This window comes from Pseudomonas sp. AC255 (genome assembly GCF_979258175.1).
On record NZ_OZ409841.1, the window covers coordinates 4,861,891 to 4,878,527 of the forward strand.

Consider the following 16,637-nt stretch of genomic DNA (forward strand, 5'->3'; position numbering starts at 1 on the left):
TTTCTCACCAGGCTGCCTCTACTCGAGGCAAATTTCTTTTCAATTCAACCACTTGCGTTCCGCGCCGAACGTACGCCGGCTTAGCGGGGGCAAAAGGGTGGTCATTGTACACAGCGACACAGAGGCTCACAAATTTGACGACGAACTGTCGCAAATTCATGTCGCATTTGTGAAAGGTTTAAAGCGATCTGCTGTGCTAGTCAAAACTTTTTTAATTTTGACCGCAACGACTCAAAGACTACTGTGACGCAGACACCACAAGGCACGCGACCTGTGAAGGCGGCGCGCACTCGTAGAAATTTTGAGGTGCTTGGAGAGGCGGCCTGGGTAAGGCCGCCGAATCTTCAGCGAGTTGTTGCCAGTTCCTGTTGGACGCTGGCGACAGTGCGAGGCCAAGGTTTACCAGCCTGAACCTTCGCTGGCAAGGCCTTGATGGCAGAAACGGCCGCATCACGATTGGCAAAGTTGCCATAGGTGATCACGTAAAGCGGCTTGCCGTTGAGGACTTTCTTGAAATAACGGTACTCGCCGCCCTGCTCCTTGACGAAGTTCTGCGCAGCGGTTTCCGAGCTGGTGCCGAGGATCTGCACGACATAGTTGCTGGTCGGCTGACCGGCGTACCAGCTGCCACCGGCGGCTTTGGCAACCGTGACCGGCTTGTCGGCAGGCTTGGACGGAGCGGGGGCCGGTTTCGCGGCTGGCGCTGGCGTGGCCGGAGCAGGCTTGGCCGTGGCGATCTGCGTCGGTGCCGGTGTTGGTGCCGGTTTGGCGGCAGGGGTCGGAGCCGGTGTCGGCGCAGGACCGGCCGGAACGCCCGCAGGCGGTGCAGAGGTGGTTACGGTCGGCGGCGTATCGCTGGAGCCTTCCAGTGGCACGCCGTCGTCGCCTTCGGTAATGCCACCGGCGGCCTCGGCCAGCGGGCCACGCATGACCGGCTGCGAGTTGCCGACCAATGGCAGCGGCATCGGCTGGGTGTTGCCGGCGAATTCGACGGACGGGTTGGCGCCGTTCGCTGCGCCCTGACCCAATGGCAGTTGCGCCTGTTCGTTGGCCGGAGCACCGGTGGTCGGTGCCTTGCTGCGACCCGGCATCAGCCAGGCGGCGGCAACCGCGACCACAACGACGGCGGAAATCGCCAATACGTGTTTCTTCGGCATGTTGAACCCCATACTTGGACGCTTGACCGCGGAGCGGCTGGCAATCATGACTTCGATCAGTGCATCGCGAGCGACCTGGTTGATGTTGCCCGGCCAGCCCTCGGAGCTTTCGTGAATATCAGAGATCTGATCTGCGGTGAAAAGTTCGACACCCCGGCCCGCGCCTTCTAGCCGCTGGTCGAGATATTCGCGGGTCTCTTCTTCGGTGTACGGCTGCAATTCGATGACGTGGAAACGCTCTTCTTCGAGCTGCAACGCCTCAAGCTGAGCGATCAGCGACGACTCGCCGAACAGGAACACATGCGGACGACCTTCCGGCGTGCCGGCGCCGAGCGCCATCAACGCTTCCAGCGCGGACTCGTCGAGCTGCTCGGCATCGTCCACGAGCAGATAGACTTCCTGCCCGGTCAGACCCAGTTGCACCACCTGCTCGAGAATCGCGCCGACTTCGGCCTGCGCGACATCCAGCGCCTGCGCCACCTGGCGCAGCACGCCGGCCGCATCACCGGCGCCACGGGCGGAAACCACCACGCTCTGCACCGATTGCTTATTGGTGCTGGCCACCAGCGCCTGCCGCAGCAGGGTCTTGCCGCTGCCTTGCGGGCCGGTGACCACCAGCAGCAACTGGCTGTAACGCGCCAGGTGATGCAGTTGACCCAGCACCGGTTTGCGCTGGGCCGGGAAGAATTTGAAGCCCGGCACCCGTGGCGCGAACGGGTCGTGACTTAACTGGAAATGGCCGAGAAACGCCTCGTCGGCATGCAAACTAGTCATCGGAATCGTTTTAACCTTTAAGCTGAGCCAGGGCGCGGTAATCCGCTCCCAGCGTGGCCTGTAGAACCTCTTTCGGATAATCGTCGGTCACTACCGCTTCGCCCATCCGGCGCAGCAGCACCAGGCGCAGACGACCGTCGATCACTTTTTTATCAATTGCCATGTGTTGGAGAAAATCGGCTTCGCTCATCTCTTCAGGCGGAATGACCGGCAGACCGGCCCGCTGGAACAGACGAATGCCGCGATCACGCTCCTGTTCGCTGATCCAGCCCAGGCGCGCGGACATTTCCAGCGCCATCACCGTGCCCGCCGCCACCGCCTCGCCATGCAGCCAGACACCATAGCCCATGTGGGTTTCGATGGCGTGGCCGAAGGTGTGGCCGAGGTTGAGCGTAGCGCGGACGCCGGTTTCCTTTTCATCGGCGCCGACCACCGCAGCCTTGGCCGCGCAGGAACGCTCGATCGCATAGGTCAGCGCGGTTTGATCCAGCGCGCGCAGGGCGTCGACGTTTTCTTCGAGCCAGGTCAGGAATGGTTCGTCGCAGATCAGGCCGTACTTGATGACTTCCGCCAGGCCCGCCGACAGCTCGCGCTGCGGCAGGGTTTTCAGCGATGCGGTATCGATCAGCACCACGTTCGGCTGATAGAACGCGCCGACCATGTTCTTGCCCAGCGGATGGTTGATGCCGGTCTTGCCGCCGACCGACGAATCGACCTGCGACAGCAGCGTGGTAGGAATCTGGATGAAATCGACACCGCGCTGATAGCAAGCGGCAGCGAAACCGGCCATGTCGCCGATCACCCCGCCGCCCAGGGCGATCACGGTGGTGCGGCGGTCATGACGGGCGGTCAGCAGACCGTCGAAAATCAGTTGCAGGGTTTCCCAGTTCTTGAAGGCTTCGCCGTCAGGCAACACCACCGAGATAACCGAAAACTGCGCAAGGCTGCGGGTCAGACGTTCGAGATAGAGCGGCGCGACGGTTTCGTTGGAGATGATTGCCACCTGCCGCCCGTGGATATGCGGCGACAGGAGTTGGGGCTGATCCAACAGACCTTCGCCAATATGAATCGGGTAGCTGCGCTCGCCTAGATCGACCTTGAGTGTCTGCATGTGTCCCCACAGTGAAGATGGAAGCAGGCATCCTGCCCTGAAATTATTGGTGTTCTGCGGCCTGTAGCGGTATGACGCCGCTCGCCCGGCATCCGCCACACCCTCGGCGGGCGCTGACAGGACGCCGAGGATAGCGCATTTCGGGCGATGCTTTAACGGGGTGGCAACTGCGCGAGACGGTCGAGAATGTCGAGCACCACCATGCGTGGCGGCCGCTCGTCGGTTTCCACCACCAGATCGGCAATTTCCCGATAAAGCGGATCACGGATCTCGAGCAGGTCGCGCAGGGTTTTCGCCGGATCGGCGGTACGCAGCAGCGGCCGATTGCGGTCGCGGGAGGTGCGGCCGACCTGCTGCTCGACGGAGGCGTGCAGATACACCACGCGCCCGCCTTCATGCAGGGCCTTGCGATTGGCATCACGCATCACTGCGCCGCCGCCGGTCGCCAGCACCACGCCATCGAACGCGCACAGCTCGGCGATCATCGCCTGCTCACGGTCACGAAAGCCGGGCTCGCCTTCCTTGTCGAAGATCCATGGGATATTGGCACCCGTGCGCAGCTCAATTTCCTTGTCGGAATCCTTGAACGGCAGGCGCAGCTCTTTGGCCAGCAATCGGCCGATGGTGCTTTTGCCAGCACCCATCGGTCCTACAAGTATCAAATTTCGCACAGAATCAACGACTCACAGCAATCGCCTGGTTATTCATGATACGCGGAGTGAGAAATACCAGCAGCTCGGATTTTTTCTCCGAAACCACATCACGCCGGAAAAGGCGGCCAAGATACGGCACATCGCCAAGAAATGGCACCTTATCTACGACCTTGCTCTGAGTATTTGAAAAAACACCGCCGATTACGATGGTCTCGCCGTCATTTACCAGCACTTTGGCGTTGACCTCGTTTTTCTTGATCGGCGGCACATCCTGCACTTTGTTCAGGTAATCGGGCTCATCCTTGGTGACCTTGACCTCCATGATGATGCGGTTGTCCGGGGTGATCTGCGGTGTGACTTCCAGTGACAGCGAAGCCTCCTTGAACGACACCGAGGTCGCGCCGCTGGAGCTGGCCTCCTGATAGGGAATCTCGGTGCCTTTGAGGATTTTTGCGGTTTCCTTGTCCGAGGTGACTACCTTCGGCTGCGAGACGATTTCACCGTTGCCGGTCTTTTCCATCGCCGTCAGTTCCAGATCCAGCAGCACGTTGTCGGTGATGAACGCGATGCCGATCCCCGAGGTATTGTTGACCGTGCCCATGTCGACGAACGGCGAGTTGGTGCCGGTGCTGCCCGGCGTACCGATAGTGCTCGACGAACCGTTGACCCCGGAGGCGTTCCAGTTGCCCTTGTTCTGCACCGAACCACCCCAGCGCACGCCCAGGCTCTTGTCGTAATCGACGTTGGCCTCAACGATGCGCGCCTCGATCATCACCTGGCGCACCGGAATATCCAGCTGCGCGACGATCCGCCGGAGTTCGTCGAGGCGATCCTGGGTCTGGTAGGCAATGATGTTGTTGGTTCGCTCATCGACGGTAATCGAACCGCGCTCGTCGACCTTGGCCTCGGCGCTGGTCACCGACTGGAACAGCTTGGCGATGTCCGCTGCCTTGGCGTAATTGACTTGCAGCAGCTCACGACGCAGGGGCGCCAGCTCGGCGATCTGCTTCTGCGATTCCAGTTCCTGACGCTCGCGAGCGGCAATTTCATCGGCCGGCGCGACCAGCAGCACGTTGCCGATCTTGCGCTTGTCCAGCCCCTTGGTTTTCAGCACCAGATCCAGTGCCTGATCCCACGGCACGTTTTGCAGGCGCAAGGTGATACCGCCCTGCACCGTATCGCTCGCCACCAGATTGAGATTGGTGAAGTCCGCGATCAGTTGCAGCACCGAGCGCACGTCGATGTCCTGAAAATTCAGCGAGAGCTTGTCGCCGACATAGGCCTGACGGTCGGCGTTGCGCTTTTGCAGGTCGTCGATGCTCATCGGCCGAACGCTCACGGTGAGCTTGTTGTCGGTCTGAAAAGTGGAGTAGTCGAAGGTGCCGCTGGGCTCGACACTGATCACCGTACGATCGCCGGTGAGCGCTGCGTTGACGAATTGCACCGGGGTGGCGAAGTCCTTGACGTCGAGGCGCACGCGCAGTTTTTCCGGCAGTTGCGTACGGGCGAAGCTGAGGATGATCTTGCCGTCGTGCTCCTGGATATCCGGGGCGATGGTCGGATCAGAGAGATCGATGACCACGTTGCCCTCGCCCTCGGTGCCGCGCTGGAAATCGACACCGCGAATCGCCCTGCTTCGTTGCGCGGCTGGTCTGGCAGGTGCCGCAGCGGCCGTGGCGGCACGCGGTGCAACGGCAGCCGGGCGCGGCGCAGTCGCGGAAGCGCCCTGACCGACCACCACAAACAGATTATTGCCCTCGACCCGCGTGCTGTACGGCGCCAATTGCGTCAGGCTGACAATCAGCCGGGTTCGATCCTTGGCTTCGGCCACCGTTGCGGTACGCGCGTTGCCGCTGCCCAGATCAAGATTCTTGTTGGCCATCTGGCTGGTCACGCCCGGCAGATCCAGTGCAATGCGTGCCGGTGACTCGGTTGTGTAGCCCTTGGGCTGCGGTGGCGGGCCGTCGAACGACAGCTTCAGTTCGACGCGGTCACCCGGCAGCGCGGCGACATCCAGCGCTTTCAGACTGGCCGCCATTACCATCGGTGACACCAGCGCTATCCATAGCGAAAAACCGAGGGTGGAGAAAATCCTGTTCATTATTCGACTTCCACTATGAGTGCTCTTTCAAAGGAATGGTGCGCGGCCGCTCCAGCCAGGCGCCGGCGCCGTCGGGCACGATCTCCACGACATCGACCTGGGTAGGGCTGATGGCGACGATGCGGCCGTCGTTGCGGCCCAGGTAGTCGCCGACCTTCAGGCGATGCACCCCGCCTGCGCCGCGCAACAGCGCAAACGAGCCCGAGGCATTGGCAATCGTGCCGACCATTTCGAACTGCTCGATATTGAACCCTTCAAGGTATTGCTTGACCCGGCTGGGGTCGGGTTTGACGTTGCGCGAGCCGTGCTTCTGCCCGGCCAGATCGACCCGCGCCTGCCGCGAAAACGGGCTGCGCAGGTTGGCGGCGCTGTATGTGAATGTGGGGTAAGACCGGAATGTCGGCGTTGGTTCAATCCTGCCCGCCGGACGCAGGCGCACTTCGTTGAGGTACGCGTCGAGGTCGCTGAAGTCATCGCCGCCACCGCAGCCGCTCAGCGCCAGCATCATGGGCAGGACGAGATAACGAATCGGGGTCATTTTTCCAGCCCCTTGTCGTTATAGCGGTACGTCTTGGCAAGAATACTCATGCGCAGCTTCGTCCCGCCCTCGGGATTGGCCGGCGCCAGTTCGAAATCGTGCAGAGTGACAATTCGCGGCAGCCCGGCGACGCCGCTGACGAAGGTCGCGAGGTCGTGATAGGCGCCTGTCACGGTGATCTGGATCGGCAGCTCGATGTAGAACGGCTGGGTCACTTCCGGCAGCAGCTTGATCTCTTCGAATTCCAGGCCGCTGCCCAGACCGGTGCGAGTGATGTCTTCGAGCAGGCCCGGCACTTCGGTGTCGCTGGGCAATTGCCGCAGCAGCACGCCGAAGGTGTTTTCCATTTCCTTCATTTGCTGGGTATACAGCTCAAGGTTCGCCGACAGCCGCGCCTTGCTGGCGAATTGTTCCTTGAGGGTGGTTTCCTCTTCGCGCTTGAGGTCGAGCTGATTTTCCATATCGCTGATAAAGAAGTAATAGCCAAGCGCGAGGATCAACACCATCACCAGCGCACCGCACAGGGTTTTTACCGCCGGGGGCCAGGAGCCGATGTTGCTGGTGTCGAGGTCGTTGAAATCGATATTGCGCAGGCTTTGCAGCCATTCGGAGGCGTTCATTGCTCGTCCTCCACAACCTTGGGCTGGGTCTGACGAACGGTCAGCTGGAAGACGTTGGCCTGTTCGACCTGATCGGCGCTGGTGGCCTTGACCTCATTCAGGCTTGGCGCGTCGAACCAGTCGGACGCGTCGAGATTGCGCATCAGCTCGGAGACCCGGTTGTTCGACTCCGCCGCGCCACTGATGGACAGGGTCTTGCCGGCCATTTTCACATCGGTGAAATACACGCCGTCCGGCAGGGTACGCGCCAGTTGGTCGAAGACCCGCCCGCTGATCTGCCGATTGCCCTGCAGGTCCTGGATGATGCGCATGCGCTCGACCAGTTGCTGGCGGCGCGCCTTGAGTTCGCTGATCTGTTTGATGCGTTCGTCGACCACGGCAATCTGTTTGCCGATGTAATCGTTGCGCGCCATCTGCCGCTCGATCGCTGCGGTGATGATCTGGTCGGCAATCAGCACCGCGCCGATCGAGCCGGCCAGCACGCCGATAAGTACCAGCAGAAAGCGTTTGCGCCGTTCTTCGCGGCGTTCCTCGCGCCAGGGGAGAAGGTTGATCCGCGCCATCAGTCGAAACTCCTGAGCGCGAGCCCGCAGGCAATCATCAAGGCTGGCGCGTCGCTGGCCAGCGCTCCTGCGTTGACCTTACTGCCCAAGGCCATGTCGGCGAATGGGTTGGCGACCTGCGTCGGCGTGTCCAGCCGCTGTTCGATCAGACGGTCCAGGCCGGGCACCGAGGCGGTGCCGCCGGCCAACAGGATATGGTCGACCGCGTTGTACTGCCCGGAGGCGAAGAAGAACTGCAGCGAACGCGAGACTTGCTGCACCAGTGCCTCGCGAAATGGCTGCAAGACCTCGCTGACGTAATCGTCAGGCAGCCCGCCCTGTTTTTTCGCCAGGCCCGCCTGTTCGACCGTGAGGCCGTAACGGCGCTGGATCTCTTCTGTGAGCTGACGTCCGCCGAACAATTGCTCTCGGGTATAGATGATCTTGCCGTTGTGCAGGACGCTGAGAGTGGTCATGGTCGCACCGATGTCGACCACCGCCACGGTCAGGCGCTCCTGGGAGGCCGCCAGATGCGTCGCCAGCAGACCGAACGAGCGCTCGAGGGCGTAGGCCTCGACGTCCACCACCCGCGGGGTCAGGCCGGCGAGCGCCAGCGCCGCTTCACGTACCTCGACGTTTTCCTTGCGACAGGCGGCAAGCAGCACGTTGACCCGATCCGGGTTGCGCGGCGAGACGCCCTGGACTTCAAAATCGATGGCGACTTCGTCCAGCGGATAGGGAATGTATTGGTCGGCCTCGATCTTGAGCTGGTTTTCCAGTTCGTCGTCGGACAGCCCGGCGTCCATCTCGATGACCTTGGTGATCACCGCAGAACCGGCCACTGCCACCGCCACGCTCTTGACCCCGGTTCGCGCTTTCACCAGCAACCGGCTCAGCGCCTGGCCGACGCCTTCGAGGTCGGCGATGTTCTTTTCGACCACGGCGTTCGCCGGCAACGGCTCCACCGCATAGGCCTCGACCCGGTAGCGCTCGCCCTGACGGCTCAGTTCCAGCAGCTTCACCGACGTGGAGCTGATGTCGATCCCCAGCAACGGATTGGTCTTTTTATTGAAGAGTCCCAGCACTACCAATTCCCTATGACTTTCCGTGAGTTACGGACTCTGTAATACGCATTGCGTTCCTTCACCCCCGTCTTGACAGAAGCGCCAATGACGCCCCCGACGGAAAAGTGCTTATAATGCCCAGCGATTTTTTCCGCTTTTTACTGCCAGCGCGGATGGCTCTGTGTGTAACCGCAGCCCCGTGCCAAATTCATTCTTTGCCCTGGATGTCCAAAAGCCTTGATTCGTCTGCTGAAATTTTTCGGTTGGTCCATCGTCGCCGTTTTCTGCGGACTGCTCTTAGGTCTCAGCGGCGCCTTTCTTTACCTTAGTCCGGGTTTGCCGTCTGTGGAGGCGCTGAGAAGCATTCAGTTGCAGATTCCTCTGCGCGTCTACAGCAGCGACAACAAGTTGATCGCAGAATTTGGCGAAATGCGCCGTACACCGATTCGTTTCGCCGACATTCCGCCCAACTTCATCAATGCGTTACTAAGTGCTGAAGACGACAATTTCGCCAACCACTATGGCGTCGACCCGAGCAGCCTGATGCGCGCGGCGACGCAACTGGTCAAGAGCGGACATATTCAGTCCGGCGGCAGCACCATCACCATGCAGGTGGCGAAGAACTTCTTCCTCACCAGCGAGCGCAGCTTCTCGCGCAAAACCACCGAAATTCTTCTGGCCCTGCAGATCGAACGACAACTGACCAAGGACGAGATTCTTGAGCTGTACGTCAACAAGATCTACCTGGGCAACCGCGCCTACGGCATCGAGGCGGCGGCGCAGGTGTATTACGGCAAATCGATCCGTGACATCAGCCTGGCGCAGATGGCGATGATCGCCGGTCTGCCAAAAGCACCGTCGCGTTTCAACCCGCTGGCCAACCCGGCGCGCAGCAAAGAACGCCGCGACTGGATCCTCGGACGCATGTACAAGCTGGGCAAGATCAGCGAAGCCGACTACACCGCGGCGATCAACGAGCCGCTGAACGCCAGCTACCACGTGCCGACCCCGGAAGTGAACGCACCGTATATCGCCGAAATGGCCCGTGCCGAAATGGTCGGTCGTTATGGCAGCGAGGCCTACACCGAAGGCTTCCGCGTCACCACCACAGTGCCGAGCAATCTGCAGGAAATGGCCAACACCGCGCTGCACGAAGGCTTGATGACCTACGACCAGCGCCACGGCTACCGTGGCCCCGAGTCGCGCTTGCCGGGCAAGACCCGCGAAGCCTGGGCCAGCGAGCTGACCAAGCAGCGCACCATCAGCAGCCTCGAACCTGCGATCGTCACCCAGGTCGATAAAACCGGCCTGCAGGTGTTGACCCGCACCGGTGAAGAGCACGTAGCCTGGGACACGATGAAATGGGCGCGACCGTTCCTCAACACCAACAGCATGGGCGCCAACCCGCGCCAGCCGTCGGATGTCGCGCAGGTCGGTGATCTGATTCGCGTACAGCGCCAGACCGACAATTCGCTGAAATTCAGTCAGATTCCGCAGGCTCAGGGCGCACTGGTGTCGCTGGATCCGCAGAACGGCGCGATCCGCTCGCTGGTGGGTGGCTTCGCTTTCGAGCAGAGCAACTACAACCGCGCGATGCAGGCCAAGCGTCAGCCTGGTTCGAGCTTCAAGCCGTTCGTCTACAGTGCCGCGCTGGATAATGGCTACACCGCAGCAAGCCTGGTCAACGATGCGCCGATCGTGTTCGTCGACGAGTACCTGGACAAGGTCTGGCGACCGAAGAACGACACCAACACCTTCCTCGGCCCGATCCGCCTGCGTGAAGCGCTGTACAAGTCGCGCAACCTGGTGTCGATCCGCCTGCTGCAGGCCATGGGCGTGGGCAAGACCATCGATTACATCACTCGCTTCGGCTTCAACAAGCAGGACCTGCCGCCGAACCTGTCGCTGGCACTCGGCACCGCAACGCTGACGCCGATGGAAATCGCCACTGGCTGGAGCACCTTTGCCAACGGTGGCTACAAGATCACTCCGTATATCATCGACAAGATCGAAAGCCGTAACGGTGACACTTTGTTCGTCGCCAACCCGCCGACCGTGCCACAGGGTGGCGCGGCGACCGACGGTATCGCTGCGCCGGCTACCGAGTCGTTCACGGTCAATGCCGCTCCGATTGCCGGTGAAGCATCGGCCAATCCGGCAGTGCCACAAGCGCCGGCCGTGGCCGAGCGGATTGTCGATGGACGCACCACCTACATCCTCAACAGCATGCTGCAGGACGTAATCAAACTTGGCACCGGCCGGCGCGCACTGGCCATGGGCCGCAGTGACATCGCCGGCAAGACCGGTACCACCAACGAATCGAAAGATGCCTGGTTCTCTGGCTACAACGCTGATTACGTAACCACGGTGTGGACCGGTTTCGACCAACCGGAAAGCCTCGGTCGCCGTGAGTTCGGCGGTACCGTGGCGCTGCCGATCTGGATGAATTACATGTCGGCCGCGCTGAAAGACAAGCCGCCGCATGTACAGCCTGAGCCAGAAGGCTTGCTCAGCCTGCGGGTAGACCCGGTCAGCGGCCGTGCAGCAACACCGAGCACACCGGGTGCGTACTTCGAACTGTTCAAGGCCGAAGACACGCCGCCATCGGTGAACGAGCTGGGCAACGGCGCCGTGCCAGGCAGCCCGCTGCCGGCGGATGAGCAGGCGCCGATCGATTTGTTCTGATCCTGATGCCGCAAAAGGCCCCGTCTTCGTGAGAAGTGCGGGGCTTTTTATTACCCGAAGATCAAAAGCCCCTCACCCTAACCCTCTCCCAGAGGGAGAGGGGACTTACCGAGTTGTCTGGGGTCAAACACCGACCTGAAAGTGTGGTGTCGATTATGGATTCAAAACCATACATTCAGGTCGGCGTAGCTCCCAAGCGTCCCCCAATCAGTCCCCTCTCCCTCTGGGAGAGGGTTAGGGTGAGGGGCTCTTGATCTTCCGGCAAAAAAACCCCGACTCTCACGAGCCGGGGCTTTTGTTTGAAACGCTACAACGACTTAGCCGTTGAACACGTCATCCACGCTTTTCAGCGGGTAGTTCTTCGGATACGGCAGAGTAGCAACGCCGGTCTCGATCGCGGCCTTGGCCACGGCGTCGGAGATCAGGGTGATCAGGCGCTTGTCCATTGGCTTCGGAATGATGTACTCACGGCCGAACTCCAGCGGAGCACCGCCGTAGGCATCGCACACGTCCTGTGGAACAGGCAGTTTGGCCAGTTCGCGCAGGGCGTTGGCGGCGGCGACTTTCATTTCTTCGTTGATGCGCTTGGCGCGAACGTCCAGGGCACCACGGAAGATGAACGGGAAGCCCAGTACGTTGTTGACCTGATTCGGGTAGTCCGAACGGCCGGTTGCCATGATCACATCGCTACGGGTGGCGTGCGCCAGTTCCGGGGAGATTTCCGGATCCGGGTTGGAGCAGGCGAACACGATCGGGTTGGCCGCCATCGACAGCAGGCCTTCGGCGCTCAGCAGGTTCGGACCGGACAGACCGACGAATACGTCAGCGCCTGCCAGTGCGTCTGCCAGGGTGCGCTTCTCGGTAGCGTGGGCGAACACGGCTTTGTACTGGTTCAGGTCGTCACGGCCGGAGTGGATCACGCCGGTACGGTCAACCATGAAGATGTTTTCGATGCGAGCGCCCATGCTCACCAGCAGTTTCATGCAGGAGATGGCGGCAGCGCCGGCGCCCAGGCAGACGATTTTTGCTTCCGGCAGGGTTTTGCCAGCGATTTCCAGGGCGTTGATCATGCCGGCAGCGGTCACGATCGCGGTGCCGTGCTGGTCATCGTGGAACACCGGAATGTCGCACTGCTCGATCAGAGCGCGTTCGATCTCAAAGCACTCTGGCGCCTTGATGTCTTCCAGGTTGATGCCACCGAAGGTGATGGAGATGCGCTTGACGGTGTCGATGAAGGCTTGCGGGCTTTCCGAGTCGACTTCGATGTCGAATACGTCGATGCCGGCGAAGCGCTTGAACAGCACGCCCTTGCCTTCCATCACAGGCTTGGAAGCCAATGGGCCGAGGTTGCCCAGGCCCAGAATCGCGGTGCCATCGGAAATGACTGCCACCAGGTTGCCCTTGCCGGTGTATTTGTAGGCCAGTTCAGGATCGCGAGCGATCTCGCGTACTGGTTCAGCTACGCCGGGGCTGTAGGCCAGCGACAGGTCGCGGGCGGTAGCAGTGGCCTTGGTGAGCTCGACACTCAGCTTCCCCGGACGAGGATTGGCGTGGTATTCGAGAGCGGCAGTTTTCAGATCAGACATTTTGGCATTCCGCTTTTTTACTGTTGGACAGACTGGTCAGCGAGGATACGCGCCTCGCAAAGTCCCCACAAGACTGGGCAGTCACCGCTGTCAAGCGCCCTGCCCTACGACTTTGGGCCAAGAGCCACGGCGCACAAGGGCTGGACTGTTCACAATCAGCTGTAAAAATGTCTACAATTTTTCTTCAACGCGTTACGTGCAGCATCGAAGGATCGGTCAACGGCAACAACCAGCGCGCCTGACCTTTTTGCAATCCACCGCGCCGGGATCGGTCAACCACCCAGCCACGCGCCTCGATCCGCCTGCCTTTCAGTGCTTCCAGACCAGCACTGTCAAATCGTCCGAGCAGATTGGGTGCAACCCGCAATACAACCCTGTCCTGCAACTCGATCCAGATTCCGCCGCGATTGCGCTGCACCTTGCTCACCCGACCGCTGACTACGGCAAAGCCTGAACGCTGGATCTCCTGCGCTTTCTGCACCGGCGATTGCCGCCAGAGACCAAGCCCGGCCTGTCGAGCGCTGCGTTCGGCGGCGTGCTGGCAGGCGACCAGGTCGACATTCGGCGCGACTGCAACGTGAAAACCCAGGCCATCGGCAAGCATTTGCGCTTCGAGATTCACTCCGCTGGCGCTGTAAACATGCGCGAGCGTACGGCCGTAATGGTCTTTCGCCTGCTTGCCGGGCCGCAAGCCGACCCGGCCGCCGCTCTCATCCACCAGCGCTTGCAGGCGTTTACGCGCCGCCACGGCGAAGGGTTCGTCGCTGCGGCCCTGCTTGCCCAGTTCCGGCGTATTGAGGCCGATCATGCGCACATTGCGCCCGTCGCTCAGGCGCAGGGTGTCGCCATCGACCACCCGCTGCACGCTGACGCTGGTCAGCCCTGCGGGTGTCGGGCAGAACGCCTGGGCGGCGGACAGCCAAATCGCAGACACAAAAAAGGCGCCCGCAAGGGACGCCTTTTTCATCAGTCTGGAGAAGTCGAAACGACCATCCAAAATGATCAGCCTCAGGCTTTTTTGCCGACGCCGAAAGTAGCGAAACGGTCTGCGAACTTCTGCACACGGCCGCCGGTGTCCAGAGTCTTCTGCTTACCGGTGTAGAACGGGTGGCATTCGTTGCAAACGTCGATCGCCAGGGCTTTGCCGTAGGTCGAACGAGTTTCGAACTTGTTACCGCAGCTGCAGGTAACAGCAATTTCCGGGTAGTTCGGATGGATATCGGCTTTCATGGTGTCTTCCTCAGGCTAGCGTGCCGCCACCCAACACTATTGTTGAATACCGCACGTAATTAGGCCGCGGATTCTACCAGACCTTTTCAATCGCGCAAGCTGTCACCGAGACCGACCGTCTGCTAGGCTCCCGGCCTTGAACGCACTTCCCTGTGGGAGCGAGCCTGCTCGCGAAGGCGCCATGGCAGTCGACACATGTGTTGCCTGACCCACCGCCTTCGCGAGCAGGCTCGCTCCCACAGGTCATGCATATCCGATCATTTTGCGTATCGAGATCCCCCGCGTGCCCGACGCCATTCTGCGCCTTGCCCTGCCTTCGCCTTTGCGCCGCCTGTTCGATTACCGGGCGCCGGCCGGGGTGCGGCGCGAGCAATTGCAGCCGGGCATGCGCTTGCGGGTGCCGTTCGGTCGGCGCGAGATGATCGGGATTCTGGTCGAGGTCACCGACACCAGCGAGGTGCCGGCAGAAAAACTCAAACCGGCACTGGCCCTCCTCGACTCGACTTCACCGCTGCCGCCGGCGCTGTTCAAGCTGTGCCTGTGGACGGCGCAGTATTATCAGCACAGCCTCGGCGACACCTTGAACTGGGCCTTGCCAGTGCTGCTGCGTCAGGGCGAGTTGGCCGAAGCCCGCCAGGAACGCTTCTGGTCGGTGGCCCCCGGCGCCAGCGTCGATGACCCGCGAGTGGCCCGTGCGCCACGCCAGCGCGAGGCGCTGACCACGCTGGCCCAGCACCCCCACGGCGTCGCCCATCAGTTGTTGAGCAAACTGATGCTGAGCAAGGACAGCCTCGATCTGCTGCTGGCCAAGGGACTGGTGCAAGTCGAAATCCGCCGCCACGCCCCCGGCGTCCGCCATGAACACTGGCTGGCACAACCGGAGCTGCCGCTCAACAGCGAACAACGCGCGGCGTATGAAGCGATTCGCGCCGGTTTCGACAGTTATCACGCGTTTCTCCTGGCCGGCGTCACCGGCAGCGGCAAGACCGAAGTCTATCTGCAACTGATCCGCGAAACCCTCGAAGCCGGCAAGCAAGCCTTGGTGCTGATTCCGGAGATCAACCTCGGCCCGCAAACCCTGGCGCGTTTCGAACAGCGCTTCAATGCGCGTATCGCCCTGCTGCATTCGGCAGTGAATGATCGCGAACGCCTCGACGCGTGGCTCGCCGCCCGCGATGGCGAGGCCGACATTATTATCGGCACCCGTTCGGCGCTGTTCACGCCGATGAAAAATCCCGGGCTGATCATCATCGATGAAGAGCACGACGGCTCCTATAAACAGCAGGAAGGTCTGCGCTACCACGCTCGCGATCTGGCGCTGGTACGCGCGCGGCAGGAAAACATCCCGATCGTGCTCGGATCCGCCACGCCGTCGCTGGAAAGTCTGCATAACGCTTACACCGGTCGCTATGGCCTGTTGCGCCTGAACGAACGCGCCGGCGGCGCCAAGCAACCGCGCTTCCTGCGGCTGGACGTGAAAAGCCGGCCGCTCGACAGCGGTATTTCCGGGCCGATGCAGCAAGCCATCGGCCAGACCCTCGCCAACGGCCAGCAGGTGCTGGTGTTCCTCAATCGTCGCGGCTTTGCCCCGACCCTGCTCTGTCACGATTGCGGCTGGATGTCCGAGTGTTCGCGCTGCGATGCGCGCATGACCGTGCATCAACGTTACGGCGAATTGCGTTGCCACCATTGCGGCAACGTCGAGCGCACGCCGCGCCAGTGCCCGAAGTGCAGCAAGGTCGATCTGCGCCCGGTCGGCGCCGGTACCGAACGCGCCGAAGAACGCTTGGCGATTCTGTTCCCGGATTACCCGGTACTGCGCGTCGATCGCGACAGTACATCGCGCAAGGACGCGATGAATCAGCTGTTTGCAACGATTCAAAAGGGTCAGCCGTGCATTCTGGTGGGCACGCAGATGTTGGCCAAAGGGCACCATTTCCCCCGGGTGACGCTGGTATCGATTCTGGATGCCGACGGTGGCCTGTTTTCCGGCGACTTCCGCGCCAGCGAGCGCATGGCGCAGTTGATCGTCCAGGTCGCCGGGCGCGCCGGCCGGGCTGAGGAGCCGGGCAGGGTGATCATCCAGACGCATTTGGCCGACCATCCTTTATTGGTGCAACTGACCGAGCAGGGTTATTTCGCCTTCGCCGAACAAGCCTTGAGCGAGCGCCGCGCCGCGGGGTTGCCGCCGTTTGCCCATTTGGCGCTGTTGCGTGCCGAAGCGCACAAGCCGGGGCAGGCGGAAGGCTTTCTCGATGAAGCGTGCAGCGCGGCCGAACGCTTGCTGGCCGAATTGAATCTGAGCGGCATCGAGTTGCTCGGGCCGGTGCCGGCGCCGATGGAGCGCCGAGCCGGGCGTTATCGCGCCCAGCTGTTGTTACAGGCGACCGCGCGGGCACCGCTGCACCGCTTGCTGGCGAGCTGGATGCTGGTGCTGGAGCAGATGCCGAGTGGGCGGGCGGTGCGCTGGTCGCTGGATGTTGATCCCGTCGACTTGTACTGATTGATCGATTGCTATCGCTGGCAAGCCAGCTCCCACAGGGACTGCGCCGCTCTTGTGGGAGCTGGCTTGCCAG

13 protein-coding genes are annotated in these 16,637 nt (G+C 61.5%); 2 read left to right on the forward strand and 11 right to left on the reverse strand.

Annotated elements, in window-relative coordinates:
- Positions 1-344 precede the first annotated feature (344 nt).
- From ACZZ0K_RS21925 to ACZZ0K_RS21960, 8 genes are all read right to left on the reverse strand, one after another.
- Complete coding sequence (locus ACZZ0K_RS21925) at positions 345-1,931, reverse strand: AAA family ATPase (protein ID WP_041477574.1); 1,587 nt, start codon at positions 1,929-1,931, stop codon at positions 345-347.
- 10 nt (positions 1,932-1,941) lie between these two features.
- On the reverse strand, positions 1,942-3,042 hold the full coding sequence (gene aroB / locus ACZZ0K_RS21930) for a 3-dehydroquinate synthase (RefSeq protein ID WP_056787345.1): 1,101 nt from the start codon (positions 3,040-3,042) through the stop codon (positions 1,942-1,944).
- 152 nt (positions 3,043-3,194) lie between these two features.
- Positions 3,195-3,713, reverse strand: coding sequence for a shikimate kinase AroK (gene aroK / locus ACZZ0K_RS21935; RefSeq protein ID WP_024011270.1), 519 nt, complete (start codon positions 3,711-3,713; stop codon positions 3,195-3,197).
- 4 nt (positions 3,714-3,717) lie between these two features.
- Positions 3,718-5,796, reverse strand: coding sequence for a type IV pilus secretin PilQ (pilQ, locus tag ACZZ0K_RS21940; protein ID WP_258707484.1), 2,079 nt, complete (start codon positions 5,794-5,796; stop codon positions 3,718-3,720).
- Between the two features lie 13 nt (positions 5,797-5,809).
- The gene (locus ACZZ0K_RS21945; RefSeq protein ID WP_056787340.1) at positions 5,810-6,334 is read right to left on the reverse strand and encodes a pilus assembly protein PilP; all 525 of its coding nucleotides are present in this window, start codon (positions 6,332-6,334) and stop codon (positions 5,810-5,812) included.
- Positions 6,331-6,954, reverse strand: coding sequence for a type 4a pilus biogenesis protein PilO (gene pilO / locus ACZZ0K_RS21950; RefSeq protein ID WP_041477570.1), 624 nt, complete (start codon positions 6,952-6,954; stop codon positions 6,331-6,333). Before pilO ends, ACZZ0K_RS21945 begins: the two co-directional genes overlap by 4 nt.
- Positions 6,951-7,517, reverse strand: a complete 567-nt coding sequence (locus ACZZ0K_RS21955) for a PilN domain-containing protein (protein ID WP_056787334.1) — start codon at positions 7,515-7,517, stop codon at positions 6,951-6,953. Before ACZZ0K_RS21955 ends, pilO begins: the two co-directional genes overlap by 4 nt.
- On the reverse strand, positions 7,517-8,581 hold the full coding sequence (locus tag ACZZ0K_RS21960) for a pilus assembly protein PilM (protein ID WP_258707482.1): 1,065 nt from the start codon (positions 8,579-8,581) through the stop codon (positions 7,517-7,519). Before ACZZ0K_RS21960 ends, ACZZ0K_RS21955 begins: the two co-directional genes overlap by 1 nt.
- A gap of 219 nt (positions 8,582-8,800) precedes the next feature.
- On the opposite strand from ACZZ0K_RS21960, the gene ACZZ0K_RS21965 reads away from it, so the two are divergent.
- On the forward strand, positions 8,801-11,245 hold the full coding sequence (locus ACZZ0K_RS21965) for a penicillin-binding protein 1A (RefSeq protein WP_374046344.1): 2,445 nt from the start codon (positions 8,801-8,803) through the stop codon (positions 11,243-11,245).
- A gap of 317 nt (positions 11,246-11,562) precedes the next feature.
- Here the strand turns inward: ACZZ0K_RS21965 and ACZZ0K_RS21970 are convergent, their stop codons facing one another.
- The 3 genes from ACZZ0K_RS21970 to rpmE all read right to left on the reverse strand — a co-directional run bounded on the left by ACZZ0K_RS21970 (position 11,563) and on the right by rpmE (position 14,061).
- Positions 11,563-12,831, reverse strand: a complete 1,269-nt coding sequence (locus ACZZ0K_RS21970; RefSeq protein WP_016772053.1) for a malic enzyme-like NAD(P)-binding protein — start codon at positions 12,829-12,831, stop codon at positions 11,563-11,565.
- Between the two features lie 184 nt (positions 12,832-13,015).
- The gene (locus tag ACZZ0K_RS21975; protein ID WP_258708184.1) at positions 13,016-13,798 is read right to left on the reverse strand and encodes a thermonuclease family protein; all 783 of its coding nucleotides are present in this window, start codon (positions 13,796-13,798) and stop codon (positions 13,016-13,018) included.
- Positions 13,799-13,839: 41 nt separating this feature from the next.
- On the reverse strand, positions 13,840-14,061 hold the full coding sequence (gene rpmE / locus ACZZ0K_RS21980; RefSeq protein ID WP_041477565.1) for a 50S ribosomal protein L31: 222 nt from the start codon (positions 14,059-14,061) through the stop codon (positions 13,840-13,842).
- Between the two features lie 283 nt (positions 14,062-14,344).
- Here rpmE and ACZZ0K_RS21985 point away from each other — a divergent pair, with 283 nt between their 5' ends.
- Positions 14,345-16,564 (forward strand): primosomal protein N', encoded by a 2,220-nt coding sequence (locus tag ACZZ0K_RS21985; RefSeq protein WP_041477564.1) that lies wholly within the window; start codon positions 14,345-14,347, stop codon positions 16,562-16,564.
- The last annotated feature ends 73 nt before the right edge of the window (positions 16,565-16,637 follow it).

Excerpts from the sequence above, each read along its gene's own strand:
- ACZZ0K_RS21945 (WP_056787340.1), bottom strand. The coding sequence starts at position 6,334 with ATGACCCCGATTCGTTATCTCGTCCTGCCCATGATGCTGGCGCTGAGC.
- pilO (WP_041477570.1), bottom strand. The coding sequence starts at position 6,954 with ATGAACGCCTCCGAATGGCTGCAAAGCCTGCGCAATATCGATTTCAAC.
- ACZZ0K_RS21970 (WP_016772053.1), bottom strand. The coding sequence starts at position 12,831 with ATGTCTGATCTGAAAACTGCCGCTCTCGAATACCACGCCAATCCTCGT.
- ACZZ0K_RS21975 (WP_258708184.1), bottom strand. The coding sequence starts at position 13,798 with ATGAAAAAGGCGTCCCTTGCGGGCGCCTTTTTTGTGTCTGCGATTTGG.
- aroB (WP_056787345.1), bottom strand. The coding sequence starts at position 3,042 with ATGCAGACACTCAAGGTCGATCTAGGCGAGCGCAGCTACCCGATTCAT.
- ACZZ0K_RS21925 (WP_041477574.1), bottom strand. The coding sequence starts at position 1,931 with ATGACTAGTTTGCATGCCGACGAGGCGTTTCTCGGCCATTTCCAGTTA.
- rpmE (WP_041477565.1), bottom strand. The coding sequence starts at position 14,061 with ATGAAAGCCGATATCCATCCGAACTACCCGGAAATTGCTGTTACCTGC.
- ACZZ0K_RS21955 (WP_056787334.1), bottom strand. The coding sequence starts at position 7,517 with ATGGCGCGGATCAACCTTCTCCCCTGGCGCGAGGAACGCCGCGAAGAA.
- pilQ (WP_258707484.1), bottom strand. The coding sequence starts at position 5,796 with ATGAACAGGATTTTCTCCACCCTCGGTTTTTCGCTATGGATAGCGCTG.